The sequence below is a fragment of the Alcaligenes sp. genome (genome assembly GCF_050255915.1).
GTDB lineage: Bacteria > Pseudomonadota > Gammaproteobacteria > Burkholderiales > Burkholderiaceae_B > Alcaligenes > Alcaligenes aquatilis.
This window is the reverse complement of the sequence record NZ_JBFWIQ010000017.1, coordinates 20,864-39,713: the sequence shown is the minus strand read 5'-3', so window position 1 is coordinate 39,713 and position 18,850 is coordinate 20,864. Positions and strand designations below refer to the sequence as shown.

General features: G+C 55.2%; 22 protein-coding genes. 9 read left to right on the top strand and 13 right to left on the bottom strand.

From position 1 onward, the window contains the following. Positions 1-4 precede the first annotated feature (4 nt). From gspK to gspG, 5 genes are read right to left on the bottom strand one after another with little or no spacing between them, the layout of a single operon-like run. Positions 5-865: a type II secretion system minor pseudopilin GspK gene (gene gspK, locus AB7E06_RS17545; RefSeq protein ID WP_094197502.1), complete on the bottom strand. Its 861-nt coding sequence runs from the start codon at positions 863-865 to the stop codon at positions 5-7. After that, positions 862-1,461, bottom strand: a complete 600-nt coding sequence (locus tag AB7E06_RS17540) for a PulJ/GspJ family protein (protein WP_094197503.1) — start codon at positions 1,459-1,461, stop codon at positions 862-864. The genes gspK and AB7E06_RS17540 overlap by 4 nt, the downstream gene beginning before the upstream one ends. Beyond that, a complete protein-coding gene (gene gspI, locus AB7E06_RS17535) occupies positions 1,458-1,817 on the bottom strand; it encodes a type II secretion system minor pseudopilin GspI (protein WP_094197504.1) in 360 nt (119 codons plus the stop codon). Before gspI ends, AB7E06_RS17540 begins: the two co-directional genes overlap by 4 nt. Next, positions 1,814-2,311 carry a type II secretion system protein gene (locus tag AB7E06_RS17530; RefSeq protein WP_230017572.1) on the bottom strand — a complete coding sequence of 166 codons (498 nt, stop codon included), beginning with the start codon at positions 2,309-2,311 and terminating at the stop codon, positions 1,814-1,816. The genes gspI and AB7E06_RS17530 overlap by 4 nt, the downstream gene beginning before the upstream one ends. Beyond that, a complete protein-coding gene (gspG, locus tag AB7E06_RS17525; protein ID WP_094198415.1) occupies positions 2,286-2,756 on the bottom strand; it encodes a type II secretion system major pseudopilin GspG in 471 nt (156 codons plus the stop codon). Before gspG ends, AB7E06_RS17530 begins: the two co-directional genes overlap by 26 nt. 127 nt (positions 2,757-2,883) lie before the next feature. On the opposite strand from gspG, the gene AB7E06_RS17520 reads away from it, so the two are divergent. Further along, entirely contained in the window at positions 2,884-3,324 is a 441-nt protein-coding gene (locus AB7E06_RS17520) for a hypothetical protein (protein WP_108727864.1), read from the top strand. A 57-nt stretch (positions 3,325-3,381) separates the two neighbouring features. After that, positions 3,382-4,515 carry an HPP family protein gene (locus tag AB7E06_RS17515; protein WP_108727865.1) on the top strand — a complete coding sequence of 378 codons (1,134 nt, stop codon included), beginning with the start codon at positions 3,382-3,384 and terminating at the stop codon, positions 4,513-4,515. Between the two features lie 99 nt (positions 4,516-4,614). Here the strand turns inward: AB7E06_RS17515 and hppD are convergent, their stop codons facing one another. The 3 genes from hppD to AB7E06_RS17500 form a co-directional block, all read right to left on the bottom strand. Next, a complete protein-coding gene (gene hppD, locus AB7E06_RS17510; RefSeq protein WP_264671985.1) occupies positions 4,615-5,691 on the bottom strand; it encodes a 4-hydroxyphenylpyruvate dioxygenase in 1,077 nt (358 codons plus the stop codon). Positions 5,692-5,959: 268 nt separating this feature from the next. After that, positions 5,960-6,709: a sulfite exporter TauE/SafE family protein gene (locus AB7E06_RS17505; RefSeq protein WP_094198416.1), complete on the bottom strand. Its 750-nt coding sequence runs from the start codon at positions 6,707-6,709 to the stop codon at positions 5,960-5,962. 149 nt (positions 6,710-6,858) lie between these two features. Continuing rightward, positions 6,859-8,277 (bottom strand): aspartate ammonia-lyase, encoded by a 1,419-nt coding sequence (locus AB7E06_RS17500; RefSeq protein ID WP_094197509.1) that lies wholly within the window; start codon positions 8,275-8,277, stop codon positions 6,859-6,861. Positions 8,278-9,116: 839 nt separating this feature from the next. On the opposite strand from AB7E06_RS17500, the gene AB7E06_RS17495 reads away from it, so the two are divergent. The 6 genes from AB7E06_RS17495 to AB7E06_RS17470 all read left to right on the top strand — a co-directional run bounded on the left by AB7E06_RS17495 (position 9,117) and on the right by AB7E06_RS17470 (position 13,559). Further along, entirely contained in the window at positions 9,117-9,674 is a 558-nt protein-coding gene (locus tag AB7E06_RS17495; RefSeq protein ID WP_427957887.1) for a MarR family winged helix-turn-helix transcriptional regulator, read from the top strand. Between the two features lie 110 nt (positions 9,675-9,784). After that, the gene (locus AB7E06_RS17490; RefSeq protein ID WP_108727866.1) at positions 9,785-10,387 is read left to right on the top strand and encodes a DUF2946 family protein; all 603 of its coding nucleotides are present in this window, start codon (positions 9,785-9,787) and stop codon (positions 10,385-10,387) included. Positions 10,388-10,407: 20 nt separating this feature from the next. After that, the gene (locus AB7E06_RS17485) at positions 10,408-10,998 is read left to right on the top strand and encodes an NUDIX hydrolase (RefSeq protein ID WP_094197512.1); all 591 of its coding nucleotides are present in this window, start codon (positions 10,408-10,410) and stop codon (positions 10,996-10,998) included. A 2-nt stretch (positions 10,999-11,000) separates the two neighbouring features. Continuing rightward, on the top strand, positions 11,001-11,729 hold the full coding sequence (gene aat / locus AB7E06_RS17480) for a leucyl/phenylalanyl-tRNA--protein transferase (RefSeq protein WP_249460023.1): 729 nt from the start codon (positions 11,001-11,003) through the stop codon (positions 11,727-11,729). 48 nt (positions 11,730-11,777) lie between these two features. Beyond that, positions 11,778-12,503: an arginyltransferase gene (locus tag AB7E06_RS17475; protein WP_094197514.1), complete on the top strand. Its 726-nt coding sequence runs from the start codon at positions 11,778-11,780 to the stop codon at positions 12,501-12,503. A gap of 21 nt (positions 12,504-12,524) precedes the next feature. Further along, positions 12,525-13,559 (top strand): quinone-dependent dihydroorotate dehydrogenase, encoded by a 1,035-nt coding sequence (locus AB7E06_RS17470; RefSeq protein ID WP_094197515.1) that lies wholly within the window; start codon positions 12,525-12,527, stop codon positions 13,557-13,559. A gap of 134 nt (positions 13,560-13,693) precedes the next feature. Here AB7E06_RS17470 and phaP read toward each other — a convergent pair whose 3' ends face one another. From phaP to AB7E06_RS17450, 4 genes are all read right to left on the bottom strand, one after another. After that, positions 13,694-14,284: a TIGR01841 family phasin gene (gene phaP, locus AB7E06_RS17465; RefSeq protein WP_427957883.1), complete on the bottom strand. Its 591-nt coding sequence runs from the start codon at positions 14,282-14,284 to the stop codon at positions 13,694-13,696. Between the two features lie 244 nt (positions 14,285-14,528). Next, positions 14,529-15,278 carry an IclR family transcriptional regulator gene (locus AB7E06_RS17460; protein WP_162496905.1) on the bottom strand — a complete coding sequence of 250 codons (750 nt, stop codon included), beginning with the start codon at positions 15,276-15,278 and terminating at the stop codon, positions 14,529-14,531. 121 nt (positions 15,279-15,399) lie between these two features. Then, positions 15,400-16,209, bottom strand: a complete 810-nt coding sequence (locus AB7E06_RS17455; RefSeq protein ID WP_108727868.1) for a competence/damage-inducible protein A — start codon at positions 16,207-16,209, stop codon at positions 15,400-15,402. Further along, positions 16,199-17,017, bottom strand: coding sequence for an EI24 domain-containing protein (locus AB7E06_RS17450; RefSeq protein WP_108727869.1), 819 nt, complete (start codon positions 17,015-17,017; stop codon positions 16,199-16,201). Before AB7E06_RS17450 ends, AB7E06_RS17455 begins: the two co-directional genes overlap by 11 nt. A 73-nt stretch (positions 17,018-17,090) precedes the next feature. Here AB7E06_RS17450 and AB7E06_RS17445 point away from each other — a divergent pair, with 73 nt between their 5' ends. Then, positions 17,091-17,480, top strand: coding sequence for a thioredoxin family protein (locus tag AB7E06_RS17445; RefSeq protein WP_427957880.1), 390 nt, complete (start codon positions 17,091-17,093; stop codon positions 17,478-17,480). On the opposite strand, the gene AB7E06_RS17440 is transcribed toward AB7E06_RS17445, so the two are convergent. Further along, positions 17,460-18,827 (bottom strand): DEAD/DEAH box helicase, encoded by a 1,368-nt coding sequence (locus AB7E06_RS17440; RefSeq protein ID WP_094197521.1) that lies wholly within the window; start codon positions 18,825-18,827, stop codon positions 17,460-17,462. The two genes, AB7E06_RS17445 and AB7E06_RS17440, sit on opposite strands and share 21 nt — an antisense overlap. Between the last annotated feature and the right edge of the window lie 23 nt (positions 18,828-18,850).

The following is an 18,850-nucleotide window of genomic DNA, read 5'->3' as shown; positions in this document are numbered from 1 at the left end:
CACTTCAACGAATCCAGACAATCCGGCTGCGGTCCGCAGCCCTGTTAATCAGGGCCTGGGTCGCTACCCGGCTATGGTCAAGTCGTAACTGACCACTTAATAAAAACCACTCACTGCGCACGGTCAGCGTTTGCCCCTCCAACGCCTCCTGACGTTGCAAGCGGGCTTGGACATCGGCCTGATCCCGGAACCACTGGCCCCGATCGCGCTGCGCCAACAGGCCACGCCACTCAACCAGACTGACGGAAGGCTGCACCGCAGCCAGCACCTGGGCACTGGCAGTATTCACATTCAAGGATTTGGCTTGCGGCAGGTAGCTGAGATAAGGTTCCAGTTGCTTGGCCTGTTGCACCGCATTGGGGAAAAAGTCCTGCAAATGGGAGGGCCAGGGCGCTTGTCCGGCCTGAGCCCGTTGCAGCCGCTGGGCCAACTCCAAAGCCAACGAGGGTTCCTGCTGCACACTGCCCAACAACTGCTCCAATGCCTGCACGTAGCGGGCCTGAATCCGGCCATCGCTTAGCAATAAAGCCAGATTGAATTTGCCCTGCTCGTCCTGGATATAGCCAGAGAAGTAAGCCGCACGGGTCTTGTCAGGAGTCTCTATCTTCAACTCACTCAAAGCCTGGGCCCACAAGCCGCCTTTATGCGTCACAGCCGAACGCTGCGAGTCCAAACGCAAGACCAGCACGGCCCAATCCAGCGCACCGCGCAGCAGCCAGTTGGCCTGCATGTAGTCACGCTCGCTGGCCAGTTGCGTTGCCAGTGCACTTTGACGCTGCACAATGCCCATAGTGGCAATGGACACTGCCATCACGACCACCAGCGCATTGATCACCGCCATGCCTTGTTGGGATCTGCGCTTCATAACAGCATCACCACTTTTCGGTAGGGGTGCTCCTGGCCTTCCAACTGCACCGTCAGCTCTATGCCTGTGGCGGCAGCTCCGGCTTGTTCAGGCCAGGGCCAGCTTTGCCAGCCACGTGCCGGAATCCAGATACGCAAATTCCAGGCAGTGACCTGCTCCAGCACAGCTTGCAAAGGCCCCAGCTCGGGCAAGGGATACACCGTTCCTGCCTGGGCAATGGCCCGCTGCAACACACCCTGCTGCAAACGCCATTGAATCTGCTGGGTTCCCGCGCCAGCATCGCTACGACGTTCAATCATCAGGATGGCCGGGCCTTCACCCTGGGCTTGCCAGCGAATACTGGCGGGCAGTACTGCCATCGCCCCGGTCGGGTCCACGGGGCCTGGCACGGGGGGCAGATGCAGCTCCAGATCCCGTCCCATTTGAGCCAAGACATTGAACAAGGCCTGGGTCTGACGTGCCTGCTGACCAAGTTGCTCATCCGCATGCAAGACCGCATCCAGGCCTCGCCAGGACATCAGGCTGATCAAGGCCATGATGGTCAAGGCCACCAGCATTTCCACCAAAGTAAAGCCTTCCTGGCCAGTATCTGTCATGGCAAGGACGCCAAGGTCGCGTGCAGCTCGGCCAGCACGGGGCCTTGGGGCAAGGCAGCCTGCACCGTTACCTGACGAAAGAAGCGATTGGCCGTGGCTTGCACGGTCTGCTTGCACTGCAAATTCAAGGAACCTTGGCGGCAAGGCACCACGGTTTCACCCGGATCGGGAAACAGGCGGCGCAGACGCATCTCGGCCACCACACCGTCAACGGCCAGCAGAGCCAGGCTGCGTTCATGCATGGCCTGGCTGCCAGAAGCACTCAGGCCCAGCGCACGCAATCCGGCGGTCAGGGCCACCGATACGATGGCCAGCGCAATCAACACCTCAATCAAACTCATGCCACGCTCTGTCATGACTGCACATCAAAACGGCCTGTCGGGTCGCTGCGAAGATGCAGTACCTCGTGGCCATCATCCAGCTCCAGCAGACGCGGCGCGGACAACCATTCATTCACAAAAACCCAGGGCCCGGCTGGCTCCAGGCGCACACGCACTGATTCCAGCGTCCAGGATCGCTGGGGAAACAATTGGGCAAAACGAGCCTGATCGCGCAGCCAGCCCACAGTGGGGCTGGAGCCATCGGTAGCGTCCGGAATCAGGCTGAAACGATAGCCCTGCTGATCCGCATTCCAGGCGACGCTGCGGCCACTTTCGCGCACATAGCTTTGCAACTGCGCCAGACGCAGGGCCAGTTGACGGGCTTCCCGCTGTATCCCCTGATCCCGGTCCAGTACCAGCACGCTTAAACCTGCGCTGCTGACAATACCCACGATCAACAAGACCACCAGGGTCTCGATCAAGGAAAAGCCCCGCTGTGCCACATCAGTCCCAATTGCCGATATCGGCATCACTACCCGCCCCGCCAGCCTGACCATCCGCCCCCAGCGAGAACACATCGATCTCGCCATGCACGCCGGGTTGCAGATACTGGTACGGATTGCCCCAAGGGTCGTTAGGCAGACGGTCCATATAAGGGCGCCAGTTGCGTGGCTCGGGAGGTTGAGCGGGGCGCTGGTGCAGCGCCGCCAAACCTTGAGCCGTACTGGGGTAACGGCCGTTATCCAGGCGATACAGCTTCAAGGCCTGTGTCAGCGCGGCAATATCCTGACGGGCCGCGACGGCACGTGCCTGATCGGGACGGTCCATCAGGCTGGGGACAACCAGGGCCGCCATAATGCCCATGATGACCACCACCACCATGACCTCAATCAGAGAAAAACCTTGTTGAGCGCGGGACTGAACCGATCCGGCCAAACGACGCGCCGGACTGCGAGATAAAGTAGATCGAGACATGAAGGAAATAAGCCACCCAAAAAAACCCAAGCTCTTGTCATACGGGCTTCATGCAGCACACGCACACTAAGAGCCCTTAAGACAGCCATACGGGCTGTCTGCCAATGCACTATTCGATGCAGTCTAAATGGGTATTATTTCCGCCATATTTCCGTCACATCTTTGGCTGCGTTTGTGTCAGGCCGGTATTGCTCTGGCCTTGATCAACCTGCTGATCCATCTATTCCTACCCTCGGAAGGAACGATTGCGCCTGTGCTGGAGCAGGACCACCGCGAACAGATCAGCACGCAACAAATTGCGCAGTGGTTTGGAGGCAGCACCGCCATGCCCGAGCTGCGTTTGCACGGCATGATTGTGAGTGGTCAGGGTGGGGCCGCCTTACTTAGCATTAATCAACAGGCGGTGCGCGCCTACCGCCCTGGTCAGGAGCTGGCACCAGGCGTGCTGCTGGATTCGCTGCAGCGCGAGCATATTGTGATTACGGTCGATGCCGTGCCCCAACAAATCGCCACCGAGCGTAAGGGCCCCGCCGTCATTGCCGGTATTCAGCAAGGGGCTCAGCCCTGAAGTGAAGAGTTAGCAGTATGATTTAAAGCTGTCTTTCTTCTTTCCCCCCTGGTGGGTATGTCTGCTTTATTTCGTCACTGGTTTGACAGCCTGCGCCCCAAGTCGCTGGCCATTGCACGCCCTGAAATGCTGCGTGCCACGCTAGGCGCCACGCTTAGCGTACTGATTGTTTCCTCTCTGAGCCTGTACCTGTCGGATTTTGCCCACACGCACCACTGGCTGGTAGCCTCCCTGGCGGCCAGTGCCTTGCTGATTTTTCTGGTGCCAACCAGCCCGTTGGCCCAGCCCTGGAATGTGTTGCTGGGCAATCTGGTCGGTGCTTTGACAGGGATTAGTTGCGCCATTTTGCTACCTCACCCAATTGCCGCCATTACCATGGCCGTGTGTGTGGCCATGCCCATCATGCTGGCGCTGCGCTGTGTGCACCCGCCTAGCGTGGCAATGGCGGTTTTCCCCGCCCTGAACGGGATTCACAATTACGACTTTGCGCTGTTTCCGGTCCTGTTTGACTCTTGCGTGCTGATTTGCCTGGGCATGCTGTACAACCGCCTGACCGGGGTTACCTATCCCCCCGTCCCTAAGCCCACCACTCGTGCGACAAGCACACTGTCACGCTTTACGGACCAGGATTACGATGCTGCGCTAAGCCACTACAACCAGACGCTGAACATCAGCCAGGACGATCTGGAAAAATTGGTCAGCTACGTTCATCAGTCGGCCTTCCGACGCAATCTGGGCACACGACGCTGCGCGACCTTGATGAATGATGCCCCCCTGTCCTGCCAGGTCAGCACGCCCTTGCAACAAGCCTGGGACATGATGCGCGAGCGCAAGATCAAGGCCCTGCCAGTGCTGGATCAAGACAAACATGTGATTGGTATTTTGGCCTTGTCGGACTTCTTGCAGCGCGCCGGACTGGATCAACCTGATAATCTGCGCCAGCGACTCAAGCGCTTTTTAAGCCCCCGCCAGCAATCGGCTCCCACGGTGGCCGAAGTCATGACCTCGCCTGCCGTCACCGCCAATGCAAACTGGTCTGTGGCCGAGCTGATTCCCTTGTTCAGCCAGGGCCGCCATCGTCATATGCCGGTAGTCAATGAACACAAAGAACTGGTGGGCATGATTACCCAGTCAGATCTGATGCTGGAGCTGTTCAGAATCCTGCAGCCTCCGCGAGACCAGCCGGACTGACTATAAAGCTGAGCTCCAATAAAAAACCCCACTGTTTGCCATCGCCAAACAGTGGGGACAGATCTGCATCAGTACATTGAGCACTGACACAACACCTTTTTAGTCAGCCTGCAAAACACCTCGGCGCAACTGGTCGCGCTCAATGGACTCGAACAAGGCCTTGAAGTTACCTTCACCAAAGCCATCATCGCCCTTGCGCTGAATGAACTCAAAGAACACAGGCCCCATCAGCGTTTCAGAGAAAATCTGCAGCAAGAGACGACGGTGACCACCTTCTGATGTGCCATCGAGCAAAATGCCACGGTTTTGCAGTTCTGCAGTGGGTTCTCCGTGCTCAGGCAAGCGACCTTCCAGCATTTCATAATAGGTTTGTGGCGGCGCCGTCATAAAACGCATGCCCATGTCCTTGAGTTTGTCCCAGGTGGCAATCAGATCATCGGTCAGGAATGCTACGTGCTGGATGCCTTCACCATTGAACTGCATCAGGAATTCTTCGATCTGGCCCGAACCCTTGGCGGACTCCTCATTGAGAGGAATACGGATTTTACCGTCGGGGGCCGTCATGGCCTTGGAGGTCAAGCCAGTGTATTCACCCTTGATGTCGAAGTAGCGAATCTCACGGAAGTTGAACAGGTGCTCATAAAACTGAGCCCAGTAGGCCATGCGGCCGCGGTACACGTTATGGGTCAGGTGATCGATCTCTTTCAGGCCCGCACCCACAGGGTGGCGGTCCACGCCTTCCAGGTAGACGAAGTCGATATCGTAAATAGAGTTACCTTCGCCAAAACGGTCGATCAGGTACAGAGGCGCGCCACCAATCCCTTTGATCGCAGGCAAGCGCAGCTCCATCGGCCCGGTAGGAATATCAACAGGCTGGGCGCCCAGTTCCAGTGCACGCTCATAGGCTTTTTGCGCATCACGCACCCGGAACGCCATGCCGCAGGCCGAAGGGCCGTGCTCGGCGGCAAAGTAAGCAGCGTGGCTCTTGGGTTCTTCGTTCAGGATCAGGTTGATCTCGCCCTGACGGTACAAGGACACTTTCTTGGAACGGTGTACCGCCACTTTGGTGAAACCCATCATCGCAAACACAGGTTCCATCACACCAGGCTGGGGAGCGGCAAATTCGATGAACTCAAAGCCCATCAGGCCCATTGGATTTTCAAACAAGTCAGTCATAGCAGACTCCAACTGTAATCAGGTAATCAAGGAGGGCGTAAAAACGCCTTGAAACGTTGACTCAAGCCTGGCTGGGAGGGGCGCAGGATATCCCGCGCACACTGCGTGCCAAGTGATCACCAAACAACAATTGAAACCCCAGAACTCTCACAGGCTCTGCTCCAGTGGGCGGGAACCCGAAATGCGCTCCCATCGCCGACACTTATTATGCGGGGAGCAAGCCCCTTTTCGATATAGAGCATTACCCTAGAAGTCTAAACCACCTGCCTTAGCGCGCCAGCAGCACAGGGACAGATGACAGCAACATCGCTACCCCGGACAAAGTCAGTAGACTCAACACAATGGCGCGAAAAGTGCTTTGACTGATCCCCACATACAGACGTGCGCCCGCCAATACGGGAATCAGCACCGCCAGCATGACCAACCCGATCGCGGGCAGCATGGACGAGACAATAGAACCGGAGGCGATATACGCCAGCAAGGTCACAGACAAGGTAGCCAGATTGAAGTTTTGAATAACGGCACGCTGCTTGTCTTTAGGCAGGCCCGTCATGGTGGTCCATAAAGTAGGAATCACCCCGGTCATCCCACCCAGACCGCCCATCACACCACCAATCAAACCCGCCAAAGCATTAGCCAAGCGACTGCACACCCGCACATGGCCCAGACGGCTAGACATCAGCATGACGGGGCACCAGATCACCATCAAGGTACCCAGAAACGCCTTGAACAGCGCTGCATCCAGAAAAGGCAGCAGATACGTTCCCAACGGCACGCCAAGCAGCCCACCGAATAAGAAAGGCAAGAGAATCTGCCAGTACGACGTGCGCCGCCGGGTAAAGGCGGCAATCATCTGCCCCGTCCAGGCACCACACACTGCCAGCACCGCCGCCAGTTGGGGCTCCAGAAACCAGGCCCAGCAGGACATGGCCACCATACCAAAGGCAAAACCTGACAGGCCCTGCACAAAACCGGCCACAATGGCGCCAAAGGCAACCGCCCAATAAACCGACTCCATATTCCCCTGCTGCTCCTGCATGTAGACAAGGTCACAGTATCCTTCTTGTGCGAAATGAGCGGGCAGAAAAAAGCCTCCAACTTGGAGGCTTCCCAAACTGTTACCGGCGTTGGCCAAAGTTGGCCAAATCATGCCTGGCTCAGATTGGTTCAGGCTGGGTCAGCAGCGCGCAGATCACGAGGTTGGATCAGCGATTCGGCACACAACACTTCATTGAGGGTCTCGGCATCCATCAGGCCACGCTTGAGAACCACATCACGAATATTAGTACCTGTCTGGAAGGCTTCGGCGGCAACCGAGGTAGCGGCTTTGTAACCGATAAACGGGTTCAAGGCAGTCACCAAGGAAATAGAACGTTCGATATTGCTTTCCAGGCATTCACGGTTGGCAGTGATACCCACCACGCAGAACTGAGTCAACGTGTCGCAAGCATTGCTCAACAAACTCATGCTGCGCAGCAGGGAGTGAATAATCACAGGCTCAAACGCGTTCAGCTGCAATTGACCGGCTTCAGCAGCCATGGTCACGGTCAAGTCGGCACCAATCACTTCAAAGGCGACCTGGTTGACCACTTCAGGGATCACAGGGTTGACCTTACCGGGCATGATGGACGAACCCGCTTGCACAGCAGGCAGACAAATTTCACCCATACCAGCACGAGGACCGCTAGAGAGCAAACGCAAGTCGTTGGACAGCTTGGACAACTTGACGGCAGCCCGCTTCAACACGCCCGACAGATGCAAGAAACCACCACAATCCTGAGTTGCTTCGATCAGGTCGGCAGACACGCGCAGCTGAACACCGGACAGATCGGACAAAGCCGCTACAGCCAGCTCGGCGTATTCAGGGTGTGCGGTAATACCAGTACCAATTGCCGTACCACCCAGATTCACATCACACATCAGTTTGCGCGATTCTTTCAGGCGCACGATGTCTTCGTTAATCATGGTGGCAAATGCGTTGAACTCCTGACCCAGGGTCATGGGCACAGCATCTTGCAACTGCGTGCGGCCAATCTTCATGTACGAGGAGAATTCCTCGGACTTTTTCAAAAAGGCATCACGCAAACGTTCCATGGCCGCAAACAGCGGATCCAGCGAACGGTAGGCCGCCAGGTGCAAAGCCGTTGGATAGACGTCGTTGGTGCTTTGGGCCATATTCACATCTTCATTGGGATGAAGATATTGGTACTCGCCACGCTTGTGCCCCATATGCTCCAAAGCCAGGTTACAAATAACCTCGTTGGCATTCATATTGGTCGAGGTACCTGCGCCGCCCTGAATCATGTCTACCACAAAATGCTCATGACACTTGCCTGTCTGTACGGCCTGGCATGCAGCCACAATGGCGTCATGCTTGTCCTGCTCCAACAAACCCAGTTTGAAATTGGCCTGAGCAGCAGCCTGCTTGACCAGTGCCAGAGCATTAATCAGTTCCGGGTAAGTTGAAATAGGCGTACCGGTAATGTGGAAATTCTCCTTGGCACGCAAGGTATGAACACCATAATAGACTTCATCGGGGACTTGGCGGTCTCCCAGCAAATCATGTTCGATACGGAACTGACTCATAATTCCTTCGTTTCCTTAATAACGATAGCAAGACATTTCTGATACGCCTCATACTCAATCCCGGAGTACAAACGGAACAAAGCCCTGCCATTTCTTGCGAACTGGGCAGGGGCTCGGGGACATGCTGGCAAATACCACTAATAAGCTTTGGATAATGCTTGTATCCAGTTGCGGAAAGCAAAGGCCCGTAAAAAACGGGCCTGTATTGCTATCCGCCAAGCGGGGTGAATGATCCAACCGCCTTTTTTGAAGGCATCGTCGAGCTTGGGAAGCGCTGTAAGCATTGTAAACGCCGAGCGCTCGCCTGCACGTCGTTTTGCGGTTTTTCTTGAGTTGCTGCGCCTGGTTTTTCTGCTTGGCGCTTGAGAACCGACTTAATTTGACGGTCTACCTCTGATATAGCTCACTCATCCTGCCCATAACAAAGATCTGGCGTTTTGAACACGAACGTTGCGTGCTTGCATCATTTTGATGCTGTTGCGCTATAAGACTCACAACACAAGATCAACAATCATCACCAAGATGCCGGTATTGAGAGTCCCAGAACCTTGTTATGTGAGAAAAAAAGAAGGCAAAAGAGTATACACAAACAGTGAGACCATTCAATAAACTCACTACTGACAATACTGAAAAAAACCAGCACTATTTTACTAAATGAAAATTCCTGATCAATAAAAGGTGTTTAAATCAATGAAAATGGAATTAAAAAATAAGATAAATTTCCACTTTAAAAGCAGCGGCTCAGTAATAAAAGAAAGCAAGCTCGGTTTTATTGGGCTTTGTGATTCTTTCTAAATAACTACTGCTCTTTGCCGCGCACTACTCAACGGCACAGCACTATGAAATTACTCGATCTGAAATATCAAACTATCCTGAGCGAATCCCAGCGCCAGGCTCACCCTAAAACCGAGGATATCGAACTGTGTTTACGCGTTCTATCGCTGGCGTCCAGTATTAATCGCGCCTCCAGCACCGTCTTGAACGAATTTGGCCTATCCGAAGGCCGTCTGGTTCTGCTTTTTTTGCTGAGCCGCCAACCTTCCGGCTTAAGTCCCGCCTTGCTGGCTGAACAAGCCGGTGTCACCCGCGCGACCATTACCGGCCTGCTAGACGGGCTGGAGCAGCAGCAATTGCTGGTGCGACAAAACAATACCTCGGATCGCCGTGTACTCACTGTTAAACTGACCGAAGCTGGCAAAGAGTTAAGCGAGCACTTGCTGCCCTATTACATCGAGTGGCTCTCGGGTGTGTTTAGCCATGTGCCCCAAGACGTGCGTGAACGCTTGTCTAATTTGTTATCCCGGGCCATGCAAAGCGATAGCAAAGGGGAAATCAAAATTGAAAAACCTCTTTCGCACACCGTTCCCGGAACCATGCAGCGCAGTTATATGGTTTAAGGCGCAAGATCGTCTGCCCAAAGGTCAACCTTGTGGTCGACCCAACATGATCAAGGGTGGCACCGATACGGTTGCCACCCTTTGTTTTCGTCCCCGCAAGGCTGAGGTTTATGGATGCTGCTGTTATTGAAGCCATGAAAAAATGGCCCAATGTACCCGCTGTCAGCGGATATCTTTCTTTGGATCAGTCAGGCCATTGGCGTCATCATCCGGCTGGCGATGCCAACCAGCATCCCGAGCACGTGGGTGAACGCATTTCTCACCCAGGATTGCTGGCATTTTTCAATCGCAATTATCAGACGGATGAACAAGGCCGTTGGTTTATCCAAAATGGCCCCCAGCGTGTCTATGTTCGCCTGGACGCCGCTCCTCTCATTGTGTCCCTGGCCGAAGATCTGGCGCATTTGCAAGACCACACCGGACGCCTCGTAAAAGCCGTCCAGGCGTGGTTCGTCAGCGCTGAAGGTCGGCTGTATTTGCGTACCCCTACCGGCCCGGCCTTATTGGCCAGTCGCGATATTCCGGCGCTGCTGGAACAATTGCGAACAAAGCAACACGGCCTGGACAGCCTGGATCTGGAGCACCCTCATTACAGCGAGGGCTGGTCTTTACCCGCCTACCCCAGGCGCTGTTCCCTGACAGTCTGGTCATCCTGCGTGTCGCCCGCCGACGAATTGGCGTATATTGTTTTGCCTGAGCCCGATCCTATTTGAACCGCCATCACAGAATCTGCATGACCCAGCCACCCGCCTCTTTTTACTTCCCTGCTCCACGCACGCAAAACTTCTGCAGTCAATGCGGCAGCAAACTGACACGACTGGTGCCCCCGGACGATAACCGCATGCGTGATGTCTGCCAAAACTGCGGCGCGGTGCACTACCAGAATCCCCGTAATGTGGTCGGGATTGTGCCTGCCTGGAAAGACGATCAGATCTTGTTGTGCCGTCGTGCCATCGAACCACGCTACAACACCTGGACCTTGCCCGCCGGTTTTATGGAACTGGGTGAGACCCTGGGGCAAGGCGCCTTGCGTGAAATGGGTGAGGAAGCCGGTGCCCAAGTCGAACCCGGGCCGCTCTTTACCGTCATCAGCGTGCCCTACGCAGAACAAGTGCATATTTACTACTTGGCCAAAGTCACCAGCGACGTATTGGATCCCGGTCCGGAATCTCTGGAAGCCCGTTTCTTCCACCTGGACGACATTCCTTGGGACAATCTGGCGTTCCGCACGGTCAGCGCCACCTTGGAGCGCTACGTGGAGGATCACAAGGCTGGTCGCTTCCAGATTCACGAATTTGATATCGCCCCCCGCGACCACGACTGATCATGTCGCTTGTCTGGGTCACTCCCGATCAGGCCCTGCCCAGCCCTGAGCACGCCAGCCCGGAAGGGCTGGTGGCTGCCGGTCTGGATTTAAGTGTTCCACGTCTGCTAGAAGCCTACAGTCAGGGCATGTTTCCCTGGTACAGCCCTGGCGACCCGGTACTGTGGTGGTCGCCTGATCCGCGCATGGTGCTGGAAGTGGACAAATTCAAGATTTCCCGCTCCTTGGGCAAGAAGCTGCGCCAGATTGCACGCCAACAAGATCAGAACGAGGCCCGCCTTCGTGTCACCTGCGATCTGGCTTTCGAACAAGTCATCGGCCAATGCGCCGCGCAACGCAGCGCCACCGGTACCTGGATCAGCCCGGATATTCAGCAGGTCTATACCGACTTGCATCACAGCGGCTACGCCCACAGCATAGAAACCTGGGTGGATAACAAGCTGGTCGGTGGTTTGTATGGCGTGAATCTAGGCCGCTTCTTTTTTGGTGAATCCATGTTTGCCTTACAAACCGATGCCAGCAAAATAGCCCTGGCCCATCTGGTGGATTTTCTGAAATTTGCCGGGATACCGTATATAGACTGCCAGCAAGAGACATCGCATCTGGCCAGTCTGGGCGCCAGCCCCATTCCCCGAGCGGATTTCATGGATGCCCTGGCCTGGGCCATGAACCAGCCCAGCCCGGTTTGGCCACACGGGGCTTTGCAACTAGGCCAGCCCCCAACTTGCTAGGCTGGCGCGAGCATCCCATAATGGCTCTATCACGCTTGGCAGAGTCGCATGAATTATCCCAAAGCACCCACCAGTCCCCAAACGCTGCAATTCTATTCCACGGCCAGCTACCGTTGCAGCTACCTGCCAGAGCAACAGGCACGCTCTCTGGTTGCCGCTCCTGCGCACCTGATTAACGACGCGGTTTACTCCAAGCTAGTCCAACAAGGCTTCCGACGCAGCGGCACCTTTACCTATCGTCCCTATTGCGACCAATGCCGCGCTTGCCAGCCCTTGCGTTGCGACACTCTGCACTTTCAGCCTGACCGTGCCCAGCGCCGTGCCAAAAAACGTCATGGCCATCTGATCGTGCAAGATCTGCCCCTGCACTGGAACGCCGAGCACTACGAGCTGTATCGCCGCTACCAGGCCAGCCGCCATCCCGGTGCCGGCATGGACGAAGACGATCAGTCCCAGTACGCCCAGTTTCTGCTGGCCAGCCATGTCACCTCACGCCTGCTGGAGTTTCGCGAGCCCGACGGCACCTTGAAAATCGTGGCGGTCATTGATGTGCTGCAAGACGGACTCTCCGCTGTCTATACCTTTTTTGATCCCGACGACACCGGCAGTCTGGGCACCTACGCCGTACTCTGGCAACTGGATTATTGCCGTCAACAATCCCTGCCCTGGCTCTATTTAGGCTATTGGATCGAAGAAAGCCGTAAAATGACCTACAAAACCCGCTTTCGCCCCTACCAGCTCCTGATAAAAGGTCGTTGGGAATGGCTGGCTTAACGTCCTCTTTTATCGATCCCCATGTCTGCCCTATTCAGCCTTTATCCCTTGGCTCGCCGGGTGCTGTTCAGTCTGGATGCTGAACACGCCCACGAACTGACTCTGAAATCCCTGCATTGCGCCCACCAAACCCCTATTTTGGGCAGCTTGCTCAAAAGCCTGCCCAGCAAGCCTCTGGAACTGATGGGCATGAAGCTACGCAATCCCGTAGGGCTGGCCGCTGGTCTGGATAAGAATGGCGCACATATCGATGCCTTGGGCGCACTGGGCTTTGGTTTTGTTGAAGTCGGCACCGTTACTCCGAAAGCACAGCCCGGCAATCCCAAACCTCGCCTGTTCCGTCTGCCTGAAGCCAATAGCCTGATCAACCGCTTTGGCTTTAACAACGACGGCCTGGACACCTTTATCGAGAATGTGCGTAAAAGCCAGTTTCGTTCACAAGGTGGCATTCTGGGTCTGAACATTGGCAAGAACGCGAGCACGCCTATTGAGCAGGCCGATCAGGACTATCTGACCTGCCTGCGTGCGGTCTACCCTCACGCCGATTACGTCACTGTGAATATCTCTTCGCCCAATACGCAAAACCTACGTGCACTGCAAGCTCAAGACGAGCTAGCTCGCCTGCTGGGCTCCTTGCAGACGCTGCGTACCGAATTGGCAGAAGAACACCAACGCTACGTGCCTATCGTAGTGAAAATCGCACCCGATCTGGATCAATCACAAATTGATGCCATCGCTGACACCGTTCCCTCGCAAGGACTGGACGGCATTATTGCCACCAACACCACCTTGTCACGTGAGGCCGTTCAAGGTTTGCAGCATGGCCAAGAGCAAGGCGGTTTGTCCGGCCCACCGGTGCACGAGCTGTCCTTGAACGTCATTCGTCGTCTGCGCGAGCAATTGGGTCCGGACTTCCCGATTATTGGTGTGGGCGGTATTGAATCCGGCCGTCAGGCTCAGGAAAAAATCCAGGCAGGTGCCCAGGCGGTGCAGCTATATACCGGCTTGATTTACAAAGGCCCCGCACTGATTTCCGAGTGCATTCGCGCTCTGTAAAACGCCTATTGCCCGCTTGATGCGGGCAACCGTATCCAGAAACAAATTGGCAACTTGCACTGCACGAAGCAAAAAAGCCAGCTCATCGAGCTGGCTTTTCCTTTAACACCTGATCAAATCAGGCAAGCAACGATTTACTTCTTGCTGGTAGCAGCAGCGGCAGCCGCTTCAACCGTTTTGTTGCTGGCTTCAGTCACTTGAGCAGCCGCTTTCAAGCTGGCGTTGGTAGCAGCCTGGATGTTGCTTTCAGCAGCATCAGCAGCTTGGCGAGCCGCCTTAACAACGGTCTCAGCAGCATTGGAAGCCGTGGCGAAGGAGGACTTCAACAAAGCAACAGCGCTTTCGGTGCCGGTAGGGGCATTTTTGGCCAGTTGGTCAATCGCGTCAGCAGCGTGCTGTTGGCCTTGAGCCAGTTGAGCCTCAGCGATACGCGACAGGTTCAGTTGCAGGTCGGAGAAAATGTCGTACACGCTTTTGCCGTATTCCAGAGCCTGAGCAGCATTAGGCTTGGCCACGTTTTGCGACAGGGCCACAACGTCTTGCACGTCTTTGGCATTGATGACTTGCTGGGATTGGCCAGCCGCTTGTTCCAGCGAACTGCGCAGCAGATTCAGGTTCAGACCAACCAGCTTTTCAAAGCCTTGCAGCAATTGACCTTGGGCAGCGAACAGGTTGTTCAAAGTAGCTTGTTGGGATTCCAGTACGTTTTGTGGAATAGCACTCATGATGTTTTCCTTGGAGATACGTGGCCTGGGTCAAGCCAACGTGAAATTAATGTCAGTGTTACTAGACAAGGGTCTGTAGAAGGCCCAGCCCACTCGCAACTACGCAAGGCAAACCTTCTATGTTGCACTGCAACAATTCAACTTTAAGCGCTATTCAAACCAAAGTCAACGAAATTTGTTGCGCTGCAACAAAACCGTCATTTATTTGTCATCCATGACTTAAAAACAGCGATAAAACAAAGACCTAGCGCTGTTTGTCGTACCCCAGCGTTTCAGAGATCCTGGCGGCCGTGCTCAAGAGAACAGGAATCCAGTCGTCGTGCAAACGCTCAGCAGGCGCAGACAGAGACAAGCCCGCCAAAAGCTTGCCGGTATCATCGTACACACCCGCCGCAATACAGCGCACGCCCATTTCTAGCTCCTCGTTATCGCGGGCATAACCCAAGCGACGAACTTGCGCCAACTCACGTTCCAGCAACTCCAGTTGAGTGATGCTGTTGCGGGTCGCACCAGCCAGACCGGTCCGCATGACGTAAGCCCGAACCTGACGCGGCTCCCAGGAGGCCAAAAACAGCTTGCCGGTAGAGGTCAAATGCAAAGGCGCATGGCCACCAATGGCCCGCACCACCTGCATGCCGGAGCTCTCACTCCAGGAACGTTCTACATAGACAATTTCATCGCCCTGCTGCAGGGACAGATTGACCGTTTGTCCGGTGTACTTGTGCAACTCGCGCATGGGAGCTAAGGAAGCCGCACGGACATTGAGGCGGCCTTTCACCAAGGAGCCCAACTCCAGCAAACGCATGCCCAGGCGATACAAACCACTATCCACACGCTCAACGTACCGTCCCACCACCAGATCATTCAGGATGCGGTGAGTCGTAGACGTGTGCAGGCCAGTTGCCGCCGCCAGGTTCTTCAATGCCACTGGCTCGGATTGCTTGGCCAGTTCGTCCAATAGGATCATGGCGCGTTCCAGCACCTGGATCGACATCTGCCCACCATTGCTTGGCGATGCGTTAGAAGGCGTAAAGGAATTTGTTGTCATTATTAGGAGAATTATGATGCAACGCAACAAATTCCATAATATGAAATGGCCGCGCGCTTGGCAAGCGCTATTTTAGCGCAGGGCTCAAGCTTCCCCCCAAATCCAGCACCTGTTTGCGCAAATAGTCCAACGCTTCTGCTGCCGGTTCCGGGTCGCCTTTTACGCCCAGATCAATATGAGGCCGCCCATCTGTCCCCTCCACACTAGGCAAACTAAATGCTTTTACCCCAGGCCAAGTCAGCTCTACATGTTCCATCGCCGGTGTAATGCGTGACTCAGGCAAATTAAAGGCCAGGAAAGAATGCTCTACCCGATGAGCCTGATGATGCAATTGTCGATAGCGAGTATCCAGCGTCCACTCCATCATGGGCCAGGCCATCACGGGAAAGCCCGGCATAAAGGTATGGTTGTGAATGAAAAAACCGGGGATTTTGTTGTATGTATTGGGCACAATTTCTGCCCCCTCGGGGAACATGCCCATCTGCAAGCGCTGCTGGTTCTCGGGCAAGGACATATCAGCACTACCCACGCCATTACGTTCGTTTTCAGCGCAACGCTCGGTAATCAAGGCCGCTGCCTCGGGGTGCAGCGTCAGGTCTACACCCAAGGCTTTGGCCGTCGCCTGACGGGTTTGGTCATCCGGTGTCGCGCCAATGCCACCACAGCAAAACACAATATCCGGCGTTGCAAAACTGCGCTCCAACGTAGCGGCAATCGTATCCAGATCATCAGGGATGATCTGCGCGCCTCCCAACTGCAACCCCCTGGCCCCCAGCAACTCAATCAATTTTAAAAAATGTTTATCGTAACGACGCCCCGACAGGATTTCGTCGCCAATGATAATCAAACGAATAATGGCTTGATCCTTAGTTGTCATGGTCTATGAGTGAAGTAGAAGCCGCAGCTGCCTCTTGCTGACGCAGGCGACGAAGGTTTTCCAAAGAGAAATGAGCAAATACCAGGGCCGAGAACACGGGCAAGACCAGCCAAGCGGGCGGAATCAGATTCAACAAGGCAAATACCAGGCCGATCAGCCAGTACTGACTATTCAGACGGGACCACAAATATTTACGCTCTGGCACATTGGCATGCTCTACCAAGGAGTCCACCCGCAACATGCGCGTCAGGGCAAAGACCCACCACAGCACGGGAAGAATCAGCGCAAAAGGAGGAAAAATCCATAAGGGCAAGGTGACTAGCCAGCCCACCAAAAACAAGGTGCCCACCCAAACAGCATTCCAGACACTATAAGCCGTCGCATTATGACCTTGCTTGATCACATCGGGATAGTCCTTCTGCTGCAAGTGCCCCAAAACCAAAGGCATGACCAGAACGGCTGCAATAATCAGGCCCAGCACCCCTGCCAGCGGCAATAAAATGCCCAAGGCCAGCAAGGGGGCCAAATACACTTTCAGCGAGAACAGGCCCAGGCCCACCAGCCATTGATCCACAGACTCAAAGGTATTCCAGCCGCCCAACACCTCCAGCAACCAGTTCTGCAGAGGCGTCCAAAGCAGCCAACTCAACAGAATCAGGCCCACAAACATGATCAGAAAAGGCATGACCAAAGCCACCAGCATGCGTGGCTGAAATTGCGACACCAATGAACGCTTGAAGGCGGTTGAAATACTGGCCCATCCACCAGCCGGGCCCGATCGAGATGGGGCAGATGAAAAAAGGGACATACAGCTCCTGCGAAGCAAAATCGATTACCCGAGTATCATAGACACAGTCGCTTCTTTTTGTCTGTATGAAATTATGGCCGTGTTCAACGCCCAACACGATCTTCCCGCACTGGCTGCCCATTTGCAAGCTACGCCCAACGCGTTTCTGATTGCCTGTTTCTGTGCCCAATGGTGCAAAACCGGTCAGCAATATCAGCCCGCTTTTGAGGCTTTAGCCACACAATTTCCCCAAGCCTGCCTGATCTGGATTGATATTGAAGAGCAGCCCGAACTGCTGGGCGAGGAAGATATCGAAGACTTCCCCACCTTGCTGATCCAAAACGAAAATGGGACCGTTTTTTACGGTCCCATGCTGCCTCATATCGAACATCTGGAGCGTCTGGTGCACAGCATCTCAGAACGCAGCCCGGTGCTTAATACCGGGCCTGGAGATTTGCGCGCCTTAGTAGCGGCCGCCGCCTAAAAGGACACCCACCGAACGCTTGCGCGTTGTGTTGGAAGAAGACGTTACCGCTGGCTTAGGCGCCGCAGCGGTCGATGGCTCGTAAGGCTTTAAGAAAAAATCATCCACCGGTGGCGTGTTTGACTGATACGAACGACGCTCATGGCGCTTGGGGCCGGAACGGGGCGACGAAGCCGTTGACGGCAGATCCAGCTTCAGACGTGGCACAACGGTGCCAATCAATTTTTCAATGTCCTGCAACAGATGCTCTTCATCGGGGGCCATCAAGGCAATCGCCTCCCCCGAGGCACCAGCACGCCCGGTACGACCAATACGATGGACGTAGTCCTCGGCGTTATACGGCAGGTCCACATTGATCACACAAGGCATCCCGGCCACATCCAGACCACGAGCGGCCACGTCGGTTGCCACCAATACATCCACGGTACCGCTCTTGAAGGCGTCCAGCACTTTCATGCGTTCCAGCTGGCTTTTGTTGCCATGAATGGATTCCGCCTTGATGCCTTCACGCTCCAGATAACGCGCCAATTGACCCGCGCCAATCTTGGTATTGGAAAAAACGATGGTTTGCGTCAACTTCTTGGTCTTGATCAGATGCGCCACGGCACGACGCTTCTCGTCTGCTGACATGGGGTATACCACCTGGGTCACATTCGAGGCGGTCGCGTTGCGGGCGGCCACTTCAATCTCGACCGGATCATTCAGGAAGTTACGGGCCAGCTTACGAATTTCCTTGCTGAACGTCGCCGAGAACAACAAGCCCTGACGGCTTTTCGGCAGCATGGAAACAATACGGTCCAGATCGGGCAAAAAGCCCATGTCCAGCATGCGGTCTGCTTCGTCCAGCACCAGCATGCTGACCTGGCTTAAATTGATGGTGCGCTGATCAATATGATCGAGCAGACGGCCCGGGGTCGCGATGACAATCTCCACGCCGCGTCGCAGGGCTTCTTTTTGTGGTCCGATATCCACACCACCAAATACCACCGTCGAGCGCAGCGGGACCGATTTGCTATAGAGCGCAATGCTCTCAGCCACCTGGTCGGCCAACTCGCGTGTTGGCGTCAGCACTAACGCCCGCACCGGGTGACGAGCGGGAGAAGCGCTGGTCGTGGCGTGTGCCATCAGACGATTCAGGATAGGCAAAGAAAAGGCTGCCGTCTTACCTGTACCAGTCTGGGCTGCCCCCATGACATCACGGCCAGCCAGCACCACGGGAATGGCCTCGGCCTGAATAGGCGTAGGCTTGGAATATCCCGCCTCGGTGACGGCATTTAATATTCCAGGGTGCAGACCGAAATCAGCAAACGTAAGGTCATTGGGAGTCGAAGGAGTTTTATCTGTCATGTACGCAAAAAGTCGGCTTGCCA